At 46.8% G+C, this 25,280-nt stretch carries 17 protein-coding genes; 10 read left to right on the top strand and 7 right to left on the bottom strand.

Annotated features, from left to right (window positions below):
* Positions 1-429: 429 nt before the first annotated feature.
* On the top strand, positions 430-4,527 hold the full coding sequence (locus OXN25_11135) for a leucine-rich repeat domain-containing protein (protein MDE0425414.1): 4,098 nt from the start codon (positions 430-432) through the stop codon (positions 4,525-4,527).
* Positions 4,528-4,658: 131 nt separating this feature from the next.
* Here OXN25_11135 and OXN25_11130 read toward each other — a convergent pair whose 3' ends face one another.
* Entirely contained in the window at positions 4,659-5,714 is a 1,056-nt protein-coding gene (locus OXN25_11130) for a Gfo/Idh/MocA family oxidoreductase (GenBank protein ID MDE0425413.1), read from the bottom strand.
* A gap of 261 nt (positions 5,715-5,975) precedes the next feature.
* Here OXN25_11130 and OXN25_11125 point away from each other — a divergent pair, with 261 nt between their 5' ends.
* Positions 5,976-7,871: a TRAP transporter fused permease subunit gene (locus tag OXN25_11125; protein ID MDE0425412.1), complete on the top strand. Its 1,896-nt coding sequence runs from the start codon at positions 5,976-5,978 to the stop codon at positions 7,869-7,871.
* Between the two features lie 9 nt (positions 7,872-7,880).
* Here OXN25_11125 and OXN25_11120 read toward each other — a convergent pair whose 3' ends face one another.
* A complete protein-coding gene (locus OXN25_11120) occupies positions 7,881-8,738 on the bottom strand; it encodes a tetratricopeptide repeat protein (GenBank protein MDE0425411.1) in 858 nt (285 codons plus the stop codon).
* 219 nt (positions 8,739-8,957) lie between these two features.
* Between OXN25_11120 and OXN25_11115 the strand changes: the two genes are divergently transcribed.
* The 6 genes from OXN25_11115 to OXN25_11090 all read left to right on the top strand — a co-directional run bounded on the left by OXN25_11115 (position 8,958) and on the right by OXN25_11090 (position 15,906).
* Complete coding sequence (locus OXN25_11115) at positions 8,958-9,563, top strand: chorismate pyruvate-lyase family protein (protein ID MDE0425410.1); 606 nt, start codon at positions 8,958-8,960, stop codon at positions 9,561-9,563.
* Between the two features lie 120 nt (positions 9,564-9,683).
* The gene (locus OXN25_11110) at positions 9,684-10,928 is read left to right on the top strand and encodes a DUF3500 domain-containing protein (protein ID MDE0425409.1); all 1,245 of its coding nucleotides are present in this window, start codon (positions 9,684-9,686) and stop codon (positions 10,926-10,928) included.
* Positions 10,928-11,494, top strand: a complete 567-nt coding sequence (locus OXN25_11105; protein ID MDE0425408.1) for a CmcI family methyltransferase — start codon at positions 10,928-10,930, stop codon at positions 11,492-11,494. The genes OXN25_11110 and OXN25_11105 overlap by 1 nt, the downstream gene beginning before the upstream one ends.
* Before the next feature lie 77 nt (positions 11,495-11,571).
* The gene (locus OXN25_11100) at positions 11,572-13,863 is read left to right on the top strand and encodes a DUF5916 domain-containing protein (GenBank protein ID MDE0425407.1); all 2,292 of its coding nucleotides are present in this window, start codon (positions 11,572-11,574) and stop codon (positions 13,861-13,863) included.
* A gap of 32 nt (positions 13,864-13,895) precedes the next feature.
* Entirely contained in the window at positions 13,896-14,936 is a 1,041-nt protein-coding gene (locus tag OXN25_11095) for a hypothetical protein (protein MDE0425406.1), read from the top strand.
* Positions 14,937-15,156: 220 nt separating this feature from the next.
* Positions 15,157-15,906, top strand: a complete 750-nt coding sequence (locus OXN25_11090) for a LamG domain-containing protein (GenBank protein ID MDE0425405.1) — start codon at positions 15,157-15,159, stop codon at positions 15,904-15,906.
* Between the two features lie 80 nt (positions 15,907-15,986).
* Here the strand turns inward: OXN25_11090 and OXN25_11085 are convergent, their stop codons facing one another.
* The gene (locus OXN25_11085) at positions 15,987-18,134 is read right to left on the bottom strand and encodes a hypothetical protein (GenBank protein ID MDE0425404.1); all 2,148 of its coding nucleotides are present in this window, start codon (positions 18,132-18,134) and stop codon (positions 15,987-15,989) included.
* A 96-nt stretch (positions 18,135-18,230) separates the two neighbouring features.
* Positions 18,231-20,282: an alpha-galactosidase gene (locus OXN25_11080; protein ID MDE0425403.1), complete on the bottom strand. Its 2,052-nt coding sequence runs from the start codon at positions 20,280-20,282 to the stop codon at positions 18,231-18,233.
* A 228-nt stretch (positions 20,283-20,510) separates the two neighbouring features.
* Here OXN25_11080 and OXN25_11075 point away from each other — a divergent pair, with 228 nt between their 5' ends.
* Together OXN25_11075 and OXN25_11070 are read left to right on the top strand one after the other, a co-directional pair.
* Complete coding sequence (locus OXN25_11075; GenBank protein ID MDE0425402.1) at positions 20,511-21,293, top strand: LamG domain-containing protein; 783 nt, start codon at positions 20,511-20,513, stop codon at positions 21,291-21,293.
* An 18-nt stretch (positions 21,294-21,311) separates the two neighbouring features.
* Positions 21,312-22,676: a putative glycoside hydrolase gene (locus OXN25_11070; protein MDE0425401.1), complete on the top strand. Its 1,365-nt coding sequence runs from the start codon at positions 21,312-21,314 to the stop codon at positions 22,674-22,676.
* Positions 22,677-22,695: 19 nt separating this feature from the next.
* On the opposite strand, the gene OXN25_11065 is transcribed toward OXN25_11070, so the two are convergent.
* From OXN25_11065 to OXN25_11055, 3 genes are all read right to left on the bottom strand, one after another.
* Positions 22,696-23,589: a tetratricopeptide repeat protein gene (locus tag OXN25_11065; protein ID MDE0425400.1), complete on the bottom strand. Its 894-nt coding sequence runs from the start codon at positions 23,587-23,589 to the stop codon at positions 22,696-22,698.
* A 78-nt stretch (positions 23,590-23,667) separates the two neighbouring features.
* The gene (gene yidD, locus OXN25_11060; protein MDE0425399.1) at positions 23,668-24,111 is read right to left on the bottom strand and encodes a membrane protein insertion efficiency factor YidD; all 444 of its coding nucleotides are present in this window, start codon (positions 24,109-24,111) and stop codon (positions 23,668-23,670) included.
* Complete coding sequence (locus OXN25_11055; protein MDE0425398.1) at positions 24,105-24,824, bottom strand: hypothetical protein; 720 nt, start codon at positions 24,822-24,824, stop codon at positions 24,105-24,107. Before OXN25_11055 ends, yidD begins: the two co-directional genes overlap by 7 nt.
* Positions 24,825-25,280 lie beyond the last annotated feature (456 nt).

Raw genomic sequence — 25,280 nt, 5'->3', positions numbered from 1 at the left:
AGATTCGCAATCTACCTAATTTTAGGCACTATGTGCCAGAATTATTAGAGATACAGAGAAATTAATTTAGGCATACCTAAATTATACACGAATCGACAAAAATAAGTCAAGAAAAATTTTACTTTTTTAACTGCTAAAAAGGCGAGCCCTGAAATCCATGTCTACAAAATAGAGCGATTAAACTTTTCCATTTTGGAAACGTCTTAAATAGGAAATGGAGATGCGAAGAGACCAACTGATTAACGAAGTGCAGGCGTCCATTGAGTGTGGTATGAACATCCCATTGTACAAGACGCAGGCGAGGTTCTCGCCATATCCGCTAATCATAACTTGAAAAATCGTTCGCGAAACCTACGCCGTCGTCCCGTTTTTGGCAACGGATAGTTACCACTAACTCTACCTCAATCAAATTGAAAGGAACACGAATTAATGAAAGGTTTTTACAGGCTCTTTGTTGTGATCACTGCTCTCAGTTGTTGCCTTAACATCGCCTCGGCGCAAAATGAGACAGAATGGATGCCGGACGAAAATTTAAGAACGGCAGTGCGTCAAGCCCTTAACATAGAGGCAAACGGTTCGCTCACACAGCAGGCGATGCAAGCATTAACCATCTTAAATGCTGAAAACAGCGAAATAACGGACATTAAAGGATTAGAACACGCAACCCAGTTAGAAGTTCTAAATCTTAGTGCTAATGAAATTACAACCATCACTCTCCTTGAAGGACTAACGCACCTAACAGAGTTGCGTCTCAATTCTAATCGTATCCAAGATATCACAGTGCTTGAGACATTGGTAAACTTGACCCGGTTAAACCTCGGTTCCAACCAGATTGTCGATATTGCGCCGCTCACGGAATTGATACAAATAACAGATTTAAATCTCCTGAACAATGGTATCAGGGACATCACCCCCCTCACAGAATTGAAAGGCATTATAAGATTAGAACTATCGGGAAATCAAATCTCGGATCTCACACCCCTCGCGGGGCTGACACAAATATTCTCTCTGAATCTATCAGAGAATCAGATTACCGACATTGCACATATCAGTAACTCAGAAGGAATCAGGAGGTTAGACCTCTTTGGAAACCAAATCTCGGATCTCACACCCCTCGCGGATCTGACGCAGATAACATACTTAAACTTGTCAGAGAATCAAATTAGCAATATCGCAGTCCTCACAGGATTAAAGCAGCTCATCAGATTAGAGATTTCAGGAAATCAGATTCAAGATGTAACACCCCTCACAGAATTGACTGAAATAACACACCTCAATCTCAGTGCTAACGAAATTCGTGATATTACTGCCCTCGAGGATTTAACGCGCCTCAGGAGACTCTATCTCAATACGAACCAAATCACGGACGCGGCACCACTCTCAAACTTGGAAAATCTCGAAGTCCTATGGGTATCGGGAAATTCAATCAGCGATCTAATGCCGCTCCGCACGCTACGCCAACTGAATCCAGATGTAACAATAGATATTGAATTTCACCAATTTGTGGATACGACAGGGATTACGATCGCTGTCGAGAAACCTTCTGGTTTAAATCCTAATAATTTCGTCATCCGCCCAGGCGAATTCGTACTTTTAGCACGGACGCGTCAGTCAGGTGTAAATGAAACTGGCGATTTCAAAACCTACCTTTCATATTACTCGGTCGATCAAAATGCCACAAATGCTGATTTTCCAAACCTGACACACTTTTTCCAAAATGGCGGACGGATTGAACTAATTACAGATACCAATCAAAACCCGTTACCTTCCGGTGCAAATCAACCAGCATTTGGTGATCTGATCATCTCTGAAATCATGTGGGGCCTTGATGGCACTTCCACGAATAAACAGTGGATTGAACTTTACAACGCTTCAAAACGGACCTACACTTTCGCCAATGGTAGTTTAAATCTCCGTTTTTCCGACACCTCCGCCAACCCATTACCGAATACAGTGTTTACCCCTTCCTATGACGCTAACAGACAGGTAAAGGTTATTGATCAGATGAGCAACATCAGGACGACCACCAACCGTAAAGACTGGAATCCGCCTGGTCAAAGCGGCAACACTTCACAAAATCGTCCGCTCGTCTCCATGTACCGTGTAATTAATTACGCAATAGGCAGAATTTCTGATGGCAGACTGCCAGACAATTGGCACGCATCAAGTGGACGTGTGAACTTCAACCCACCCAATTATGGCACTCCTGGAGCAGAACACCTGCCGCCATCTCCAACCGTTCTTATTGATGTGTCGGAACGTCCACCAATGTTTTGGGTAAATGCCAGGACAGGCACACTCCATCGTTTGACGGAAAACAGAGTAGAGCAGATTTTCCCAACTGTCCAAAACGCCACCAGTATTTTTGTGGATACAGCGAATGGTAAAATCTATTGGACAGAAAAGATTAGCAACACGCGGGGGAAGATCCAACGTGCCAATATGGACGGTTCAAACATTGAAGTCGTTAAGCGATTAACGAGTATCGTCAAAAGTATTGCGATTGACACCACAAAAGGCAAGATTTATGTGACGAATACTTGGGGTAAAATACAACGCCTCAATTTAGACGGTTCAAACTTCCAACCGAATTTCATCACCGGCTCAAATTCGCCAGACAATATTACTATAGATACAGAAAATAGCAGAATCTACTGGTCGGATGGAGCGAACCTCAAGCGAGCGAACCTTAACGGTTCAAACCCACAAAATATCGCCAAAGGATCTGGCACCCTCACAGGCATCGCTATTGCCGGTGGCAAGGTCTACTGGACAGAAATGCTGAACGTAACCATAAATGTAAATAGCGGAAGAATTCGACGCGCTAACCCCAATGGATCAAACGTTGAGAGACTTGTTACAATAAACACATCAGTTCCTCTCGGCATCGCTGTTGACTTTGGGGCGCGTAAACTCTACTGGACGAATTCCAATGGAAAAGTGCAACGCGCAGATCTCAATGGGTCAAATGCAGAATCTGTTATCACTGGGTTGGGAACACCTGAAGGCTTCAGCACGGTAGCATTGCCCGAACTCATATACACCCCGACGGGGACGGCTGTTGGAAGTCCAGCAATCTATTGGGCAGATAAACAGGCATCCGCAATCCGACGCGTCAATATTAATAACTTGAACGTTGAAGACATCATCACCAATGTGCCAGATTCATCGGCAATCGCTCTGGATTTAACGAGAGGTCAGGTTTATTGGACAGAAACCGACACAGGTAAAATCCGACGCGCAAATCTTAACGGTTCAAACGTTCAAGACCTTATCACAGGATTGACGGGCCCGTTGTCAATTGCTCTGGACTTGGTTAAAGGCAAAATTTATTGGACGGACCAAGGCTGGGATCGCTTCACAGGTGCCATTACGGAAAGTAAAGTCCAACGCGCCAACCTCAACGGTTCAAATGTACAGGACATCGTCACAGGATTGGGAACTGTAGAGGGTATCGCCCTCGACACCTCCATGGGCAAGGTGTACTGGACAGACGCAGAAGTGGGGACTATCCAACGCGCCAACCTCAACGGTTCAAACGTCGAAGACCTTGTCAACGGCACGCACACGCCAAGCGATATCGCCTTGGATACTGCAGGTGGTAAAATGTACTGGGCTGACTACGAGGAGAAACAAATCTCGCGAGCGAACCTTAACGGATCCAATGTTGAGACCCTCGTCACCGGATTAGCGGGACCGTCAAACATAGTTTTAGACACAGCAAGACGCAAGATTTACTGGACGGATCAGGTATGGAACCCTGTTACAGGGAGCATCACCAAAAGCAGCATCCAGCGAGCGAATCTTGACGGATCGAATGTCCAAGAAATCTTCACCGGATCTGGCGAAGCTGCTGGTATCGCCCTCGGCACATCACAAACATTTGTGGGCACTTCAGCAACCCGTTCTGCTTCGGACATAAACGCCGATGGCAAAGTTAACAACACAGACTTGATGTTAGTGGCAGCAGCCTTGGGACAAAACACACCCGTCAACTCACGTGTCGATGTCAACGGAGATGGCACTGTTAATGCTGCAGACCTGATTGTTGTAATATCGGATCTCGACGACGCTGTGAATCCTGCGGCACCAGAGATTGGTGGCAAATTAACAGCCGTTGACCGTGCTCTGATTCAAGCAGAAATTCGCAGCTTACAGTTGGAAGATGACGGTTCACTGAAATACCAAAAGGTGCTTGCGTTTCTCCAAAGTCTTTTAGCATCAGCAACACCACAGGAAACACGACTCCTCGCGAATTATCCAAATCCGTTCAACCCCGAAACATGGATTCCATACCAGTTAGCGACTGGTACGGATGTGCAGATTCTCATTTACGACGCAAAGGGGACGCTTATCCGGCAACTGGCACTTGGATATCAGCCCGAGGGCTACTACACCGAGCGGAACAGTGCTGCGTATTGGGACGGTCGGAACGCTTTAGGTGAGCGTGTCGCAAGCGGTATCTATTTTTACCAGTTACGAACAAACGAGACATTCGCATTACGGAAAATGCTAATCCTGAAATAGCAAAATAGTTATCAGTTGTCAGTCGTCAGTTAACAGTCATTCGTAACAATCTTCCCCAACTTGGCATCCGCCAAGAAGTCGTGGACTGTTAGGGATAGCCTCCTAACCGATAACCGATAACTGATAACCCTCTACACAAATTCGTTGAACACCTTCACAGGTTTCCCCGTCTCAATGGATTCCCACGCTGCTGCACCGACGGCGATAGACTTCGCACCATCAATCACATTCGGCGAGGGTTCTAAATCTTCCTCCAGACACTGCTGAAAATGCCGCATATATCGGATCACTGTTTGTCCGTGTCCATAAACACTTGTATCTGTCTCCGGTGGACATGTCACTTCAAAGGGCTCTCCGGTGGACATTTTATCGAGCATCAACTTAACGTGTCCTTCTTCGTTGTCCGTAAAGTCCCCAATTATTGTTCCTTTACTTCCGAAAACGGAGAGCTGCATCATCGGCATCGGAGGATGGACGATATCGTAAAGCCCCATCGCTCTCGCAATCTGCCCGCTCTTAAATTTCAGGTTAAGAAAGAAATTGTTCTTTATCGGGTATTCCGGCGTGAGTAGACCTTTAGTGCCGTAGGCATGTACCTCATCTACATCACCGAGAAGACAGCGCAATATGTCAACAGGATGCACAACACCGCCGAACATCAAATCTTGAGGTTCATGGAGCCGCCACGGTGTAAACGCATAGACCTCGCGCATGTCGTGAACATAATAGGCATCCGCCATCATGATGTCGCCTAAATCGCCATCGTCAAAGAACCGTTTCATTGTCAAAAACTGGAGATCAAACCGCATCGTTTGCCCAACGAGGAATTTGACTTTGTGTTCGCGTACCAGATCTACCAACTGTTGCGCATCGGCTAATGTGGTCACCATCGGTTTCGTACAAATGATATGTTTCCCAGCTTCAATCGCCGCGACACAGTGTTCAGCATGCAAGTGGTCAGGAGAATAGATTGCGATAACAGAAATATCCTCGCGTTGCACCAGTTCCCGGTAATCCGTCGTCCAAAAATCCACACCAATCTGCTTTGCATAGTTTTCCAAAACATCTGCCCGCTTTGCACAGATACCGCGGAGTTCATATTTCAGGTCCGGTACATCCTTTAAAAGTGTCGCCGTTGAACCCATATTCGTCGGATTCATCCCAATAACGCCCAATCCTATTGCCATTTTTATCTCCTCTCTCAATTAGTTGACGTGCTGTAATTCTATCACAACTATTTTTTCCCATCAAGCACTCGGCTCATTTTCCGCAGTGCCACTCAACTTTTCAATAATTCATAGAGGGATGCCCGAACTTGTTCGGGACACGACGTGCAACTCCGAATAAGAATGTTCTACAAGGAACGGATTGGGTTCAAACGGATAAAACCGTTGCTTTCCCAACCTTTTTCATGTAGAATTAAAAGAAACACCTACATTGGAGACACAATGGCACAATCAGAAACAACGGGCGTTACCGGTTTCGAGACGCAACGGACTGACTTGAAACCTGTATACAGATGGATTTTCGAGTTGGGCTCCGTCTGCCTTGTCCTTTTTTATCTTTATAGTGCAGGCTTTGGCAGTGCCAGTGAGCAATATCATATCGGCTTCTATCTCCTTGTGACCTACCTCCTCATTGGGTTTCTCTACCGATGCCGACAGACCTCCCCAGTCCACCGTCCATCTGTTTTAGACATGGGACTCGTCGCATGTAGCATCTTCACGATCGGATACTGGATCGTGGAATATCCCGAACTGGCAACCCGTGCGGGCAATTACAATCAACTCGATATTTTTGTGGGTGCTATCGCTATAGTAATTAGTTTTGAGGTAAGCCGCAGAACAGTCGGTTGGGCACTGCCTATCATTGCCGTCATTGGCATTCTATATGCCCTTGTGGGCCGCTCTATGCCTGATGCCATTGCGCACAAGGGTTTTTCGATGCGTCGAATTGTTGAGCACTGTTTTTTCAATCAGGCGGGTGTTTTCGGCATCATGGCAAATGTGATGGCGACGTACGTCATTCTCTTTATCTTCTTCGGAGCGTTTCTGGAGAAATCAGGGGTTGGACAATTCTTTATCAATCTACCGATGTCGATAGCCGGACGTTCAACAGGCGGTGCAGCAAAAGTCTCGGTTATGACTTCAGGTTTTTTCGGCTCTGTTGCGGGAAGCGCAATCGCAAACACAGTAGCCACCGGAACATTCACGATCCCATTAATGAAACGCACAGGATTCCGCCCGCATATCGCTGGTGCTGTTGAGGCTTCCGCTTCTGTAGGTGGGCAATTCTTACCGCCAGTGATGGGCGCGGGCGCGTTTCTGATAGCAGAACGAACAGGGTTGCCCTATAGCCAAATCGCGCTCTTATCTATCGTGCCAGCAGTTCTCTATTTCCTATCTGTCTGGGTGATGGTTCATTGTGAAGCGAAAAAAGAGGGACTCGAACGGATATCGGCAGCAGAAACACCTAAATTCTTATCTCTGATTAAAAGTGGGTGGTTTTACCTATTACCGTTGATTACGCTGATTGGGATGCTCATCGCAGGGTATACCGCCTATAAAGCAGCGTTCTTCGCGATACTCGTCACGATTGCGGTAAGCTACTTCCGTCCAGAGACCCGCTTAACACCAAAACGGATCTGGGAGGCGATGGTGAGTGGTGCAAAGAATTCGCTTGCGATTGGTGGCGCAGTCGGCACGATTGGTATCATCGTTGCCGTTATTGACTTGACGGGTTTGGGACGGATATTCCCGGAATTGGTGCTAACAGTCGCCGGAAGCAACAAGGCTATCGCAATACTATTCCTCGCCGCTGCTTCTTTAGTCCTCGGTATGGGGATCCCTGTCACCGCTGCCTATCTAATCACTTCTGAACTCGCAGTGCCGATCCTGACGACCCCTGAAATGGGCATATCCATCATTGCGGCACACCTGATTATCTTCTGGCTGAGTCAAGACTCAAACATCACACCGCCGGTCGCATTAGGTGCTTACGCTGGGGCCGCCATCGCACGTGCCGATCCATGGAAAACAGGATGGGCATGTTTCAAGTTCGCCAAACTGCTCTACATCATGCCCCTGCTATTTGCGTATACGCATATCCTATTCACAGACGGCACACCGCTTGAATACGCGTTGTCCGTGGTAAGTGCTGTTGTCGGGACGATTGTCTTCTCAATGGTTACAATGGGTTACTTCGTCCGAAAGACACACTGGTACGAGTGGATAGTGCTTGCGATTGCGGCGTTCCTTGCGTACATCTACAACATCTGGACGTTCACCATTGCGATTGTGCTCATTGTGGTTGTGTACATCCTTCAGAAACGTTCAGAAGTGTAGCAAGCGATTTTAGGGCGTGTCAACAATTTCTTGAAGCCTTTGTAAGATCGCATCGGCAGCCTCTCGCGTGCGTTGTTGGTTGAACTGCTCCGCTGCCTGTCCGGCGCGGAAGGTGTTTCCTCGGTAGTAACGCCAGAAAACAAGTCCTCCCCATAACAGCGCATCCGAATAGTATCCATCCAACGCTGCATCAACTGTGAGGAAGCCAGCTGCGCCATTTAGGAACAATGCGTTTAAACCGCCTCGCCAATTGCCAGCATAGACCTGTCCAGCACCAGGAAGGATTGTCGATAATATCCTTGCGACGCTGCCAGATTTTTGTGGCGTATGAATCGCTGCATCAAAAAGTTCATCCAACCTCTCGTCAGTCCCCCAGTTTTTCAGGACTTCCCGTGCCTCATCCCATCGAAACTGGTAGATATAGGCAACCGCTCTCAACAATAACGCCCTACGGTAAAGCAACGCAGATGGACTCCGTAGTGTCACCTTAATCAATTCCAATTGGGCAAGATCGTAATCTTGCATGGCGATTAGCGTTACAGCGAGTGTCAACTGATATTCCGATTTCGATGCGTCATCTGTAGCGTGATGTACTGCTATCCGAAGGGTAGTGATTGCCTCCGTCCATAAGCCTTGTCCTCTGTAGGCGAGTCCGATGTTGTGATACACCTCCCCGATACGTTCATCATCTGGATGGAAAAAGAGAAAGCGTTTATATTCAGTAACCGCAGCATCATAATTGCCCTGTGTGAAGAGGCGTTCACCAAGGGCCAGTGGACGCGCCTCTATTGTTATCGTAAAACTGCAGAAAAACAGAAGTGAAGTAATCAGGAAAAGAGATATAGAACGACTTAAAATCCTGGACACTCGGAATGTCCCTCCATAGTCTGATAGAAAGTAGCATTGCAAACCGAACCAGCGGAAACCAGTATATCCGCCTTCACAAGGCATGTCAAGCCGAATTCGTCTTTATGTTCTCAGAAACGAACCTTTTTCAAATCTATATGTCTAATTTCATAAATCAATTTAAATTGTATGTCGCTTTTAATTAAACATATCTTTTCTAAAGAACGGAAATTTCCCATCATGAAAATAGATACAATCAACAAGCGACGGAGAACCTGCGTTAACACACGCATGAAATCACTCTTCGTTGCACAAAATGCCAAACCCGAAAACCTAAAAGAAATCAACCTCGCACGACTTTCCGCATTCCAACGCGGACTCCTCGTTATGGACGGGACAGTTACGCGGTTTATCGAAGCCTATACACTCACACCGGTGGAGGTCGTGCTACTACAACAGACGAAACAGAGACTCACTACCGAACACTCTTGGCTTCAACTACCCGCTGGAGTAGAGATTATTTCACGCCAAGTCGTCCTCCAAACCTACTCACAAGACAAATCATCTCCGATAATTCACACTTACGCAACTTCACTCATTGCCCCGCATCGTCTCCCGCAATCCCTTTTAGATGGGTTAACAACCGACAAACAGGGATTGGGTGGACTTTTGCGGGGCAGTGGTTTAGAGACCCGGCGTGAGCTGCTCTGGTGCGGTATCGAGACCTTAATGGATTTACCGTCCGCTGTCGCACACCTCGAAGGCGAGACGTTTATCAGTCGTGCCTATCGGATGTTCGCGAATCAAGAACCGATCATGCTGATTAACGAGAAGTTCCCACTGTGATGGTTATCAGTGGTCAGTCCTCAGCTGTCAGTGAAAGACCACTCTAATTGCACAGAGCTGCCGCTAACCGATAACCAATAACCGATAACTAACAACCCTTAAGAAAGGAGAATATATCTGATGAAGTTTCGGATTCCGAGCATCATACTCGGAATACTATTATTAGCCATATCATTCTGCTTTGGACACGGTGATAGAGAGGTTGCAGAAGATATAGCAGAAAAGACAGCAGAGATCGCCGAAATCTCTACAAAACCCTCAATTGTGGCTTTGGCGAACGCCATGAAAAGTTTTCGCGCATCGCTGAGCAGCGAACTTCTTGACGCAGCTTCCTTCCCGCTCGGACATAAAGAATCTTATTCGTGGACGAATACACCACCGGGTAGAAACAGCGATCGCGGCGGCATCCGTTTCGGTGAGTTGTCCGTAGATCAACTAACGCTTTTCTATTACGTTTTAGATGCATTCCTAAGTGACGACGGTTATACCAAAGTTTCTCTCATTACAAAAGATGTTGAAACGTATCTCAATAAAATCAGACCTGGGATGTGGGACCCAAATCGCTATCACATCGCACTATTCGGTAACCCAGAGACAGACGGATCTTGGGGGTTTCAGTTGGATGGACACCATTTGGCACTCAACTTTTTGGTGCATGGTGATGAAGTCTCGATTGTCCCTGCCTTCATCGGAACGGAACCGGCAACTGTCAACGGAACTGTCGTACTTGATGGCGAAAGAACCAACGCCTTCGCGTTAATGCACAGCTTCAACGCAAGCCAGCGAGAGAAAGCCATTCAAACGGGTCGCCGTAGACTCCAAGTCGGTCCCGGTAGATCTACAGATACTTTCCTGAATTACGACTATTCCGATTTCGTCGGTGTTGGTCTGAAGGCTTCAGAGATGAATGATACCCAGAAACAGAACCTACGGAACCTGATTAAAACGTACGTCTACAACCTTGAAACCGAGTTTGCGGATGTCTGGATGACGGATGTTGATGCCGGACTCGACGATACCTATTTCGTCTGGATCGGCGGCACGACTATCAACGATCCGATTTACTACCGCGTTTTTAACCCCGCTGTCTGGATTGAATTCAATAACGAAGGCGGTGTCGGCACAAGACGCGGGCGCGGCGGTAGAGACGGACGGGACGGTGGATCTCGTGGTGACGGTTTAGATCACATCCATTCTATAACCCGATCGCCGAACGGAAAAGACTACGGCATTTTTGCCTTGAATCACGGTCCCAAGACACTCTTGGAACATTATGCCCTTGAAGACCATCACAAAACGAGTGACAAGCTGTTCGACTACAGTATCGCCAATCTGAAAAACATAGAAAATAGGGAGACCCACTAATGTTAGACCAAATCATCAAAGAGGTTGAGGAACAGTGTCGGGCGGAACGTGTCCCCATGTTAGGACCCGACAAGGCGAAATTGCTCGCCAGTTGTGTTGAAAACGCAAAACCGTCCCTGATTGTAGAGTGTGGGACTGCCATCGGTTATTCTGGACTTTGGATGTTACGTGTGTTAAAATCATTAGGCGCGGGACGTTTGATAACAGTGGAAATAGAGGATGTCAATGCCCAGCGGGCACGCGCACATTTTGAGAAAGCAGGCGTAGCAGATATTGTGGACTCCCGTATCGGCGACGCTGCAGAAGTCCTCGAAACCATCCAAGAACCTGTCGATTTCCTGTTTCTTGATAACAACAAAGACGGGTATTTCGCTTGTTTTCAAGCCATTGAATCTCGATTAACCAATCCCGCAACACTTGTCGCTGATAACGTCGGTAGACCAGAGCCGATGGCAGCCTATTTGGAGCATGTCCGTTCTCATTACGACTCTGAAACACACTGGTTTGAAAGCCGGCGACGGCCGGGTAGACGGGACGGCATGGAAGTCAGCATCTATCGTCGCTGATGGAAGCGGAGGAAGTGGATAGCGGGTCTTGGACCCGCCTTTTATACATAAACTTTAAAAAGGAGGCACCAACCCGTATGAAATTTTTAACTACTAACTTTCAGTATGGATCCTGTCTGAGAAGCCTCAATTTTTTTATTTTCCTCTGGGTGTGCGTGCTATTCGTGCCACACAGTGTCAACGCCCAGACCGAACGAGAGTTACCGCGCATGTCCGCACACCGCATTTCCGAGGAAATTAGAGTTGACGGAATTCTTGACGAACCCGTTTGGCAGACCGTAGAACCGATCCGTCAACTATACCAGATTCAACCCGATCAAGGCGAACCGGCAACAGAAGATTCCGAAATACGCATTATGTATGATGACAAGAAACTGTACTTCGGATTTATATTCTACGATTCAGAAATGGATAAGGTCGTTGCCAACGATATGCGACGGGATTCTCCAGGTTTGCGCTCTAATGACTACGGGTTTCTGTTGTTAGACACTTACAACGATCGGCGAAATGCCGTTTTCTTTCGTTTCACGCCAGTAGGTGGAGTCGAGGACACAGCGGTATCCAATAGCGGCGGTAGTCTCAACCAAAGTTGGGATATTGTTTTTGAGTGCCGCTGCAGAATTAATGAAGACAATTGGACAGCAGAAATTGCCATTCCGTTCAGCCAACTCCGTTTTGAACGTAGCGACGTGATGAACTGGGGGATAAATTTCGGACGCGAAATCGCACGTAAGCAAGAGATTGATGCGTGGAATGAGGCTCCTAAGACCTACGGTGGATTGGCAAAGTATCGCACCGCCTATTTCGGCACGCTTGAAGGAATAGAGGGCATCACACCGTCAAGAAATCTGGAATTGCTACCGTACCTACTGCCGGGGGCAAGTTATACATCGGGAGTTGACGGAAGGGAAGATGGCTTGGACGTTAAGTACGGCGAAGTTCAGATCCATCGTGGCGATGCATTTGCGTCTTTTAAGGGTGGCTTGGACCTTAAATATGGCGTAACCCCAAACCTAACTGCCGATGTAACGTTCAACACCGATTTCGCTCAGGTGGAAGCAGACCAGGAACAGGTGAACCTCACGCGCTTCAGCCTCTTTTTTCCAGAACAGCGCCCATTTTTCTTAGAAGGTGCCAGTATTTTTGATGTCGGTATCCCACGTCCGAGTTTCCAAAGGCCTCCCCCTTTACTGCTCTTTTACAGCCGTCGTATCGGACTCGCAAAGGGAAACGCAATCCCGATTCTCGGCGGTGGCAAAATGACGGGAAAAATTGGACCTTATGACATAGGAATTCTAAATGTCCTGACAAACGAGTTTAAGGATGACGAATTTCAGATAGGTCAACCCCCCGTTGACGAACCTCGCACGAATTACTCGGTAATGCGGGTGAATCGAGACATTTTAGACGGATCAACTGTCGGTGGCATCGTTATCCATAAGCAAGATGCTGATGCATACAATAACACAGCGGGACTTGACTTCTCCTATCGTCCGACGCGGGAGATTAACATCCAAGGGTTGGGGGCGCGCACCTTTGAAACGGATGTCTCTGGAAATAGCAACGCTTTCTTTATCGGCGGGGATTGGCGAACGAACCTCTTTCGACTCGACGCTTCATACACAGACATCGGTGAAGATTTCAACCCGGAAGTCGGCTATATTCAACGTAGGGATGTCCGTCGCTTTAGCGGCGGTGGAAGTTATACGCCGTGGCCCGATAAATTTGGCATTCGCGAGATTCAGATTGGACCAGATATCGATCTCGTCCTCACCCAAGCAAACGAGTTGGAAACCCAAGAAATAACGTTTGAGACAGAATTCGATTTTGTAACAGGCGACGACATTGGGTTTGAAGTTAAGAATACAACAGAAAATCTTGATCGTGGTTTTCGGATTCAAGGGATCGAGATTCCGGCAGATGATTACAATTTCACTTCATTTCAAACCTCAATTCGTAGTAGCAGCAGCCGGATGATCGGTGGGGAACTGCGTGTGGAATTCGGTGAGTTTTACAGCGGAACGAGACGCGGTTTCTCAATAGATGCAACCGCCAGACCGACCGCCAAATTGAGTATAGAACCCTTCATCGAATTCAACCGAATTACGCTATCCGGTGAAGAATTCGATGCCAATGCTTTCGGTGGACGCGTCAGTTACTCCTTTTCGACGACACTTTTCACAAAGTTGTTCACACAATGGAGTACGGACAGAGACGTACTCTCAGCGAATTTCCTGGTTAACTACATCTACCGTCCCGGTAGCGACCTTTATTTCGTCTTTGATCAGAATTATGACACCCGTGATGGTGGGTTCAAACTTCTCGGTTGGACGGTTGTCGGGAAATTGACCTACTGGTGGAATCGTTAATACTTTCTAAACTGAACGGAGAAGTTCTTTCAATGAAAAGAAAATTTATGATAAAATCAAACAAACCTTTGTTTTTTTATTCGGGCTGGCTATTCGCTGCCCTACTCACTTTCAATTTGATACATAACGCTACAGCTGAAAACTGGATCCAAAAAGCAGACATGCCTATTCCGAGACTTTTTTTCTCCGTATCTGCTGTTGATAACCAACTCTACACTATCGGCGGAATGCTCGCTGAACCCATTGGCTTTGTTGATGCTTATGACCCGGATGCGGACAAATGGGTTCAGAAAGCGAGTCTACCAGCGGGACGCGCTGGTGTTGTAACCTGTGTTGTCGGTGGGAAGATCTATGCTATCGGCGGGTGGAACGGACAATCTCCAGCCCTTGGAAGCGTTGAAGAATACGATCCAGCAACCGATACATGGACACAAAAGGCAGATATGCCTACACCTCGATCCTTTTTTACCGCGACTGCTGTAGGTGGCAAAATTTACGCCATTGGTGGTGTCGCGCAAAATGTCGGGCCCATATTGCCGACCATTGAAGAATATGATCCAGCAAACGATACATGGACACAAAAGGCAGATATGCCCACACCCCGCTCAGGGATGGCCGCCGCGAGCATTGAGGGAAAAATATATCTCATTGGCGGAACACCGGCCGTGCAAGGCCCCGTGCTCACAACGGTTCAAGAATACGATCCTAACTCAGAAACGTGGACAGAGAAAGCAGATATACCTACACCCCGAACGGCTTTGGCTCTGGGCGTTGTGGCTGGGAAAATTTACGCCGTTGGGGGGACCTCCAGTGTGCAAGGGCCTGGACTAACAACCGTTGAAATATACGATCCCGACACGGACACATGGACAGAAACTTCCGAGATGCCAACGGCGAGAGTTTTCTTGGGAGTTGGTACTATTACGAATAAAATCTATGCTGTTGGCGGGGTTGCAGAAGGATTGGGGCCCGCGATTCTTCCAACCGTTGAGCAATTCGCTCCGAGCGGTCTGAGCGTAGCAGCATTGGATAGATTTCGCACAGTCTGGGGGAAAATTAAGAAAGCGGATTAACATTACTATAGAATACCGCGATTAGCGGAAATTTTCTTATCTTCAACCAAAATTGGGATATATTCGTCTAAAATCTTGTAAGTCGTAACCTGTGCTAATGAGCAACGATTGAAATGGGATGCAGCGTGATGCCAGAGGATATCACGAGACTTTTCGCATCACTATTAAGTTGAAATCAGTAGATTTTGCCACTGGCAATTTCCCTATAAGGAGTTGTAAAATGCGAACTTTAGTCTATTCACTCCTCATCTTAACAGTATGTGTCGGAAGCATATACGCTGAACTACCGAAAGATATTGTGTTCCTTGCCACATTCGACGAGGGGAAAGGAGATGCCCTCACCGACCTCTCAGGCAATGGAAATGATGGGACTGTTGATGGAAAAGCAGATTGGATTGATGGCGAGTTTGAGAAAGGTTTTAATTTTGACGGTAAGACGTTTATTACAGTCGAAAACGCGGCACCTCTAAAGGAACTCTCGCATCCTATGAGTGTCGGGGCATGGATAAATCCTGATGGAATTACCAATTGGCAGAATATCGTGGAGATGGACGGCGGAGCCGGGTGGAAATTTGGGTTTCACGGTTCAAAGAGGGTCGTCTGGACAACGTATCATGTCAAAGACTTTATTGGGCAAACCACGATTGCTGAAGGCGAATGGAGTCACGTCGCCGCAACTTGGGATGGCAAAGAAGCGATTATTTATATCAACGGCGAAGAAGACGACGGGGGTCCAATTGCTGGCGGCGGGGTCATTGATGTTTCTGGAGAACCCAGCCTTGACATCGGATATCGGCGGACTTCTAGCTCATCTCATTTTATTGGCGGTATGGACGAACTCTGGGTTTCTAATGAGGTGAAGTCTCAAAAGGAAATTCAGGAATTTATGAATTCTGGGTTTAACACAATTCTCGCTGTAGATCCGGCACATAAACTCGCGGTGACATGGGGAAAACTCAAAGCCAATTGAGGTACGTCCCCGAACCAACTACTAAAACCGAGGCATGCGCGATACAGGGCATCGCGTATGCCAATATTGAATTGACTGACTTACTGTGCCCATGGTCTTGCCTGCTTGATGGAGAGCTTACCCTCACTGGTAATCTTGAACTCAATTTCCATGGCGAATTTATCTGTTCTTAAATCCGGTGGATAGAGACGACTGAACTTATTATGTATCGTGCCGAGATAGAGATTCAGTTGGCGTAAGTACTCATCCTTCAAGATGCGTGCGCCATCGGTCGTCCGATTAGACGTAGTTACAACCCTATAGTCATTGCTGTCCCACCAATCCAACAAGATCTCCTCTGGAATAGACTGTTCTTCAGGATTCGTCACCAGGTCCTCACCGACTTGGGTGTTGAGATAATAATTTCCTACTGTTTGATAGACAACGTCATCGGTTACAGCAACCCCATTCGCCAACTCCTTTGAGAAGTTGGGATGGACAAGTACCCCCATAGCGGTTGTCAGGTGGTCGATGCGATAGAAATCACGCGCCTCGAACGCTCGGAAATTCCAGAGGCTTCCAAATACCTGCTTAACCGATTTTGACAGATGCCCCTCGTTCGGGTAATGCGTGTAGGAGTCGTATAACCCCGCGCCACTGAAGCCGGGGAGGTCTTCGTTGTTCGTGCTGGAACGGCATCGGAGAGGCGTGCCTTCTGGAAATGCGTTATGTAATTCTGAAAGGGCATTCATCATCCATACCGGCATCTCACCTGCTTCGATTTCATCTCTGAGTTTTTTCAATTCAGATGCCTTCGTGTCCTGTGAATTCCGAAATGCTGAATCTTTGAGCAACGCCTCAATTTTCGCATAGAAGCCGTTATGCTTCATAAATTCATCATAGAAATAGAAGGGTATCCCGAACCCATCTGGCACAGTTCCATCAGGAAATCCGAATGTACGAAGGGTCGCCAAATTCGTCGTTTTTACGCCAAAACTCGAAGAATCTGCGAATTCAATGTCATCAAGGGGCGAAATCTTTTTAGTAGATAGATCACGTTCAGGCGTTTGTGTTTTAGAGGGACGCAGATCAGCGAAGTGGGTTTCTACTTCTTTAAGCGTCGCTTCCCTAATTTCAAAACCATCGTGGTTGACCTTGTAGTAAACGTATTTGCCGATGAGCGGTGCAATGGCGTTATTCTCCCACGCTTTGTCTATGAAGGCGTTGGGGACCTTATCCTGAATTGCACGGAGGTTAACGTGTGAAAGCGGCGTTTGCCGAACACCCGTGATAACACCAGCAACGCGTGGCATCTCGTTTGGCAAAGTTTTGCAGATAACGATGTCTCGAACTACAGGACGCTCATCTATCTCCAATACACGCAGCCGACCGAATGACGCTGCCTGATTCAGTGGCAGATAGCCGATATTGGCATAGAGATCGTCCTCAAAATAGACAGGGAACTCCGCTGCGTCATAGAGTGCTTTTTCGCGATTATAAATACCGATGGCACCCCACAATGGACAATAACCGAGTCGATTTTTTAGGATTGGCATCTTTGCTACGAGAAGATCGTGGGCAAGCTTGATTTCTTCAAACGGAAAGGCATCGTTCGGATTAAATTCAAATGTATAAACACCGGGTTCACCGTTTGGTGCCGTGAAAAGTGGGCGATAACTCAGCACACCTCGCATTTGTCCTTGACCGCGGCCCAACCCGGCAGCATCCATAAAGCTCCCGTGGGAGCGATGCGTCTCCGTATTCATGAAATAGAGTTGCGGATTTTCCGTATGCGTTCTTTCAATCTGGAATTTTACGAATTCGATACCAGTAAGTTGCGTGTCAATACGAACATCTGTTCCCTGATACGACAGTTTTTCAAATGTCTCACGGTCGGGAACCGTGGCTGCGCCATCCCTAAACTGAACCTGCTCAGGATCCAAGCGGGGTCCTGAAGGTACTCTGGAGCGTCGTCTTCCGAATCCACCCCTTCCGCGGGATCTACCTTGCTGACCACTTTGCATCTCCCGGATCTGGCTCTCACTGAATTGGGTGCCTCTGGCATCTTCGAGCCGCATGACTCTAATCATGAGTGCCTTTTCAGCCTCACTGAGCTCGTCATTCTTGTCAAGATCAAATCGCTTCTCGTCTACCGAAAGATTATTTTGTGTCCAAGTATTTAGCACGACTATCGTTGAAAATATCAGCGTGCAAGCGTAAAGTGCTACGATAACATATTTCTGTTTCATCTGTCTCCTCACTAATCGTTAGAAGTTTTCGCTATATCTTCCGCTATTAGATTAGGCAGATAAGTACTGAATTTGTTCAAAAAAAATAGAGAGAACTCATACTCCAGATTCAATAATAAGATAACTAACGCTTTTTGCTTCCATCTCAATTGGGATCTCAACGTTGTAATTCCGGTCAATTTTGTACCGTTTAGGTGCTCCTTCTTCTTGGCGAATCTCGGCAACTTCAGATAATCCAGTATAATAGACGGGTAATTTCAAAGTGATCTGTTTCACCGTCCGTGTAGGATTATAGAGCATCGCGAGTCCACAAGGTGTGATCAGCGGATTAACGTGAAGCATACAATCAATGGAGCATCCATCTGGACGGCGTACGTGAATCAGGTCAGAATCCAATATTAGACGATACTGTTTATAGAAGTCAACCCACTTCTTAACGACAACCTTGGTCTGTTCAGTGTCAAAAAGCCGGGGACCGCGATAGCACGCCATCACGCCACTGCCGAAGTTCTGTGCTAAATGCGATTCATAATCATCAAGATGATCACAAAGGGGCTCAAATGTCGCGGCTGCCCCGCCGCCATGATACTCCACCAAGGGGACGAACATCCAACCCATACTCGGTGTCTTTTCATAAGTTCCATCGTAGATATTCTGCCGGGCAATTAGAATTTGCCGCTCGCGAGGTAAGCTGAAATTCGTCTCGCGATAGCCCATACCGCATTTGTTTGAACCGTTGAGGTAATACCAATCTGGTGAATTGATATAGATACCGCGTTTTCGGCATTCATGGTAAAAATGTACACACGCTTCCCACTGGCGCAACTGTGAATCTGCTAAACTGTCATGATGTTCGTGCGTCTTTGCAGCACAAACATCACCATGATAGGGACCATCAGTCTCTATGACATCCATTCCGGTTGCGTCTATGAAATTCAGCACTCGCTGGGAATAGCCGTCTGCCCATCCACTGGCAAGACACGCACTCTGTCCAAACCGACTTCCGGGCTGCCCTGTGTCTGGATCAATACAGTTGAAGTCTTCACCCGCATTCCGCGAAGCACACATCAGGGTATAACCACCGAGTTGAATCCCTTTGCTGTGTGCATAGTCGGTTAATCCTTTCATTGTGGTAATGTATTCTGGGTCTTCGCTTTCAATATTGAATCCACTCCCAAAGGTCATAATCACCATTTCAAATCCGACTTCGGCACACTGATCTATCGCCAAACGTACCGCGTTCGGTTCGGCACTCCGAACGTGCATGAGAATCGGATTCTCCGTGACCTGTGGTGCCAGTGCGCGATACATCTTACGACGTGCGAGTCCTTTTCGTTCACGATCGTCACTATCGTGCAGAATCTCGAAGGTGCGAAAACTCCTGAAAGTTTCTCCCGGTTGCAGAGATACCCCCGGACCGAGTGGATAGCGACTTGTCATCAAGAGTGGCATCTGATAATGGTAATCAACCTGTGTCTTGTAATCCGCATCCGGTCCCCAGTGTGTCGTTTCCATTCCACTGAAGGCATAATCACTCTCGACATGTAACCGATGCTTCTCCTGCTCATTGACAGCAAGGATTTCACAGCTTAAGCCATCCAATTGAATCGGTTGTTGCCCCTCATTACGAATAGTGATCCATTTGGACAAGACTGGAATGCCTTGATATAATTCATAATGTACGCAAACCTGAAGGGAGTCAACAGATGGGGGCGATGAAAACGCAACCGTCAGTGTTACGCCCTCTGGTGGATAGACGGATGGTGCCGTAGAACGCCTGCGGACCCACGGATAGCGGATTTCAGGTTTACTGATTCGATACTCGCGAAATTGAAATGCGTTCTCGTCACTGCCCAAGTCCGCAATCCAATCCGAATCAAGATAGGCGTAATCGGGTTGTCCTTTCAAGCCGGCTACCTCAAATTCGCGTCCGTCAATCGTAAGGACCGCCTCTGGTTTGATGCCCCGAAGAAGACTGATACCGGTAATCTGATTGGTATAATCAACTGTTGTGAAATTAGGTGAAGTGACGAATGTTCGGCGAATAAGTCCATTATTGAGAATAAGTCGATTGTCCGCTTCCTCTACTGAAGCAGACTGACGGAAGGGGTGAACCAGCCAGTCATTTTGCTGTGATGTGTAGTGCATATTAAGCCCCTATTCGATTCTAAGGATTGAGTGCTGGAAACGAGTGTGAAATCGGATTCCATTTGCTATATTATACCGATAAAAACCCAATTTGTTTAGAAAAAATGGGTTGTGCTTCGTTTTTAAGTAGCGAATTAAAATTTTCTTTCACACCCGACGTATCCATGATAAAATATCAACCACATTCAAAATCTTAAGAATACATTCAACAGAGGAGACAATTTTATCATGAAAAATGTTATATGCACGACGTTTTGCGTAACACTAATTGTTTTGTTGGCCTCTGGAGATGGATTACTCAGTCTCGCGCAAGATGAACACACCGTTTTACTGTATACCTTTGAAACAGGTGCGGGGAAAACTGTTAAAGACCTCTCTGGTAACGGAAATGATGGTGAACTCATGGGACCCAAGTGGGGTGAAGGCAATCCGGGTGGTGGACTCGTCTTCGGAGGAAACGCTCCCAGAGATTTTGTAGAAATCCCCGACAGCGAGAGTTTAGATGTCGTTGAAGGACTGACGGTCGAAATGTGGATTTATCTTGAGGCATGGTCAACTGCTGGCGGTACAGGTGCCACGAAAGAGAAGGCCTACAAAGTGGGACCGCGGAGCAACAAGAAGGCCCTAATTCGGATGACTACAGATAAGATTGCTTGGGCTCCTGCAGTCGTTCAAGGTAAAACAGATGTGCCGTTGCGGAAGTGGGTGCATATCGCTGGCACTTACGACGGAAAATCCGGTGAAGGCAAGGTTTATATCAACGGTGTCTTAGACGGCGAAGGCAAAATCGGTGGCAATATCACCCCGAACGACGATGTTTTGTGGCTCGGACGCGGAGCGGGGCCCTTTCTCCACGGCCGTATAGACGAAGTGCGGATTTCCAATATTGCGCGCTCCCAACAAGAGATTCAAGAGCTCATGGACAAAGGTATTGAAGGTGTACTTGCCGTCAAACCGCAGGATAAGTTAACGCTCACGTGGGGAAGACTGAAGTCAGACTTCAAACAATAGTAAGGATAATCCGCAACAGTGAAAACATTTCGGACGCAATATCTTATCGCACTTCTCATTTTAGGTGCAATAACGGTAAATGCTGAAAACGCGCAGCGAAATTACCCTTCCATCTTTCAGGCATGGAACGGCACTGAAAATCAGAAAGATATGGATGAACTTCATCGGCTCGCGCAGCACGACCTCGCTTTTGCGCATCCCTACACGCTGCTCAGGATTGCTTGGAATATATCAGAAGCGCAACCGTATTCAGGGTTGGCAACAGATTTAAATCCAAGTCAATTGGATACAGCTCGTCAAAGAAAACGGAAGTTATGGGATTTAAATCCGAATCTCTTACTGCTTGTTGAAATCCGATACAGGGACGCGAGATATGTATCGCGTGAAAATGAAACAGACGTGAACAACTGGTGGGAGGTCGGTTATTTCCCGCCAGATTCTCCATATTGGCTTAAAGATAGCGAGGGTAAACCCGTCGTCGGCTGGGGTGAAGACACAAATGGCGATGAAAAGATAGACGAAAATGACGCAGTCCTCGGTTACCTCATAGACTTCACAAATACAGATATGCAGAATCTGATGGTCAAGCAAGCCGTTGCCTTGGACAAGTCCGATCTTTTTGACGGAATCATGCTGGATTGGTGGAACGAGGATTATGCGACCAGTCCAATCGCTGTTGATGATTGGTCAGCGACAATTCTCACACGGGAGGCGGAGTCAGAGGCGAGATTGTCCATCTTGCGCAAAATACGGGCAGCGGTCAGTGAAGACTTCTTAATCCTCGTCAATGCAAATATGCGTCAGATTCCAAAGTCCGCATCCTACGTGAACGGCATCTTTATGGAGTGTTACAAGCAGGAATACGCCAAAGGGTATAACCTTGAGCAGATGCTGCTGATGGAGGAGACACTCCTATGGGCAGAACGGCATCTGAGGGAGCCACAAATCAATTGCTTAGAGGGTTGGCGCGTGGTAATGGATTATATGGGGGATCTTGATACAAGAGTTAAGGAGCGGAACAGTGAAGAAAACCAGCAGTGGATGCGTATGATTACCACACTCAGTTTGACCCACTCTGACGGGTATGTGCTTTTTGGTGATGATAATGCTATTCCTGTCTCTGACCATTTGCACAACTGGTACAACTTCTGGGATGCTGACCTTGGACAACCAATTCAAAAGAAAGCAGTTCAGTACCGCGAGGTGACAGGCATCTTCATCCGTGAATTTGCAAAGGGTTGGGCAGTGTACAACCGCAGTGGCGCGTCACAAACTGTCACGTTTGACCTTCCGGTTGTTAGCACCAACACCAACCAACATCAGACGAGTCATTCGATTTCGGATTTCGATGGAGATATTTTTCTCAAAACCGATATAGACTAAAAACAGTTAATTAGCCATTTTAATACGGCAATTCCACAGATATGGTTGCCAAGAACTCAGCTTCTACATTTTGGTTATAAACGCGCGCAGAAATCACAGAACCGTAGATGTTACCGACATAGAAGATGCCACCGAGCGTGCCGAGTGTCCATCCTTTTGCAGACGATATTCCATCTCTATGAAAGCCATCGTAAGCCTGCCAACCTGCTATACCCATAGTGAGTAGAGAATTCAGAGCATCACCGATACGTCCAGTATAGAGTCGTCCTGCCCCGGGGACAATTGTAGAGAGGACCCCCGCTAAAAATGGGCTGCGACTCGGTAGCTGCGTTCCTGCCTCTGCGTAACCGTGATATACCGAAGCCTTTTCTCTAATGGCGATTACATCTGACCCCTGCAATGTTTTGAAGACCTCACCCGCTTCAGACCACTGTTTTTGCATTAGGTACGAGAGTCCAATAAGTTGCTCGGCTTCGGCGTGTTGCTGTGCATCTGTTATGTGTGGCAGGGCTTCACGTAGAAATTGCGTAGATTGTTCAAATTGATCCATCAGAAAATAGGTAGCACCAATCTGATAGTAGGCACGGCTTGCAAATTGGCTCTGTGGACGCGACCGCAAAAGCATCTCAAAATTCCGAATGGCTTGTTCATTTTCACCGGCAAAGCGATAGCAGAGGGCAATCTTATAGCGAATTTGCTCGCTTTCTTCCAATTCCTCAGAAAGAGAAAAAAGATAGCGTTGGTATTCACCTGCGGCGCGGAGGTAATCGCCTTGTTCATACAAAAAATCGGCGAATTTACGGACGTTTTCAGGGGCATAGTATTCAATGGGTTCTTCAGCGGATACGAAAGATAGAAGCGTACTGGCGAGGAAGACTATGAGCAGGAATTTGTGTATTTGTGTAGCGTTCATAGAGCTCGTAGAGAATCAACACTGAATGCGCGTGTGGCATTCAATAGGGTTGAACGTAGTGAAACCCAACTTTCTTTATTATTTTAGCGTTGCATAGTCCGAAACAGGATCAACGTACTTACCCGTTGCCTCATCTTTATGGTAATACCTTGATTGCGATCCGTTGCACCGAAGCAACCTATCTGCGGCAAGAAATATGCCACGCACCAGACCGTACTCCTGTATGCAAGCCATACAGAAACGCGAACAGGTCGGTGAGAAGCCGCACGCTGGAACGTCCTGACTTGAGATGAATTTCTGATACAACCGTATCAGCCCCGTTGCAGCGAGTTTTAATTCCGACGTTTCCTCAGGATTAAAGCGGATAACTTCTTGAGGTTTCTCTGTTGTTATTGGGTTAAACTTGCGCATGAAGGCAAGATCTGCGGCTTCATTGGCAGGCATAGGCGACACGAACATAACAATCAACAAACAGTGCACACAGAAAGTAACAAACATACGATAGACGGGGGGATTTACCATTTGATCTCTTTAACCTCTACAGATTCGGGAATTACGAAATTCAGCATTGTTTTTGACGTTTCCATGTTTATCTCTGGATTGCTATAGACGATCTTTTCACGCTGAAGCACTTCAGATTTTTCACCAAACGTACTGGAGGTAATAGTCATCGGAATATAACTTGTACCGACCTTGCTGTGGTTCTCATAGCGAGACCTACCGATAATATGCCCTTTCGAGTTTTTAACCTCCGCTGAGATGAGTCGGTCATCACGCATCCCCAAGATGATGCGACCAAGTTCGTCTTTCGCCTTTTCAGGTGGTGTCCAATAAGTATACAACACTTCACCAACAACATCGTGCTGGTCTAAAGTATAACCGATTGCCGTCAATCCATATTCCGCTTGTGTAGAGTGAATGATAGATTCGACAAACGGAAGTGGAACCCGACCTTGGGATATAAAACGGAATGCCTGTTTGTCTATAGGATAATAAATCTCCAGTATATTGTCCTTCACAACCATTACTTGTTGGAGCGGTTGGTTAATTTCGACGACAACCCGCGATGTCCTTACATCATAGTGGAGCGTGCCTATAATATGTTCAGTCTTATCATTTTCAGTTAATTCGCGCGTAAAGTTTAAAGAGAGGGTTTTTAACGGTGTAGCATGGACCACATCAGCGAGAAAGAACACGATCAAAAGCGTGATGGTAGATAGAAATTTATCAGGCATCTTTTCCTTTATGAGTAGCGTGTGGCCTGTTTCTAATAACTGCCAACTCTTGTTCTTCTAATTCACTCTTGTGCGGCATCCAGTCCGATCGCAAACCCAACTACCAAAACTCCAAGCACTACACCACCACTAAGACAACCTGCTGATGCCCATTGTGCTTAAATTCTTGCTCTTTTTGATTTGTAAGCTTCTGTGTAAGCGGTTATATATTCTGGTGATTTCCCAATGAGTAAGGAAGGTTGTGGTACAGGCTGATAGAAATAAGTGGCAACAATACCTACTACAGGTAAAAGACAAACACCATTGCTAAAAGATGAGAAAGTATCAGAAGCCTCTACTATCCCGTATGTGACTAATGAAGTACCAGCAAGAAGACAACCCCCGCCAAACCATAACAATCTATCTGATATTTCTCAAAAGAGTGTTTGATTCAATAGTTATGGGTGTTCCTATGGG

It is taken from the genome of Candidatus Poribacteria bacterium (assembly GCA_028820845.1).
In the GTDB taxonomy this organism is placed as follows: Bacteria; Poribacteria; WGA-4E; order WGA-4E; family WGA-3G; genus WGA-3G.
This window is presented reverse-complemented; position numbering and strand designations above follow the sequence as displayed.

Excerpts from the sequence above, each read along its gene's own strand:
- OXN25_11135 (MDE0425414.1), top strand. The coding sequence starts at position 430 with ATGAAAGGTTTTTACAGGCTCTTTGTTGTGATCACTGCTCTCAGTTGT.
- OXN25_11130 (MDE0425413.1), bottom strand. The coding sequence starts at position 5,714 with ATGGCAATAGGATTGGGCGTTATTGGGATGAATCCGACGAATATGGGT.
- OXN25_11125 (MDE0425412.1), top strand. The coding sequence starts at position 5,976 with ATGGCACAATCAGAAACAACGGGCGTTACCGGTTTCGAGACGCAACGG.
- OXN25_11115 (MDE0425410.1), top strand. The coding sequence starts at position 8,958 with ATGAAAATAGATACAATCAACAAGCGACGGAGAACCTGCGTTAACACA.
- OXN25_11110 (MDE0425409.1), top strand. The coding sequence starts at position 9,684 with ATGAAGTTTCGGATTCCGAGCATCATACTCGGAATACTATTATTAGCC.
- OXN25_11105 (MDE0425408.1), top strand. The coding sequence starts at position 10,928 with ATGTTAGACCAAATCATCAAAGAGGTTGAGGAACAGTGTCGGGCGGAA.
- OXN25_11100 (MDE0425407.1), top strand. The coding sequence starts at position 11,572 with ATGAAATTTTTAACTACTAACTTTCAGTATGGATCCTGTCTGAGAAGC.
- OXN25_11095 (MDE0425406.1), top strand. The coding sequence starts at position 13,896 with ATGAAAAGAAAATTTATGATAAAATCAAACAAACCTTTGTTTTTTTAT.
- OXN25_11090 (MDE0425405.1), top strand. The coding sequence starts at position 15,157 with ATGCGAACTTTAGTCTATTCACTCCTCATCTTAACAGTATGTGTCGGA.
- OXN25_11085 (MDE0425404.1), bottom strand. The coding sequence starts at position 18,134 with ATGAAACAGAAATATGTTATCGTAGCACTTTACGCTTGCACGCTGATA.
- OXN25_11080 (MDE0425403.1), bottom strand. The coding sequence starts at position 20,282 with ATGCACTACACATCACAGCAAAATGACTGGCTGGTTCACCCCTTCCGT.
- OXN25_11075 (MDE0425402.1), top strand. The coding sequence starts at position 20,511 with ATGAAAAATGTTATATGCACGACGTTTTGCGTAACACTAATTGTTTTG.
- OXN25_11065 (MDE0425400.1), bottom strand. The coding sequence starts at position 23,589 with ATGAACGCTACACAAATACACAAATTCCTGCTCATAGTCTTCCTCGCC.
- yidD (MDE0425399.1), bottom strand. The coding sequence starts at position 24,111 with ATGGTAAATCCCCCCGTCTATCGTATGTTTGTTACTTTCTGTGTGCAC.
- OXN25_11055 (MDE0425398.1), bottom strand. The coding sequence starts at position 24,824 with ATGCCTGATAAATTTCTATCTACCATCACGCTTTTGATCGTGTTCTTT.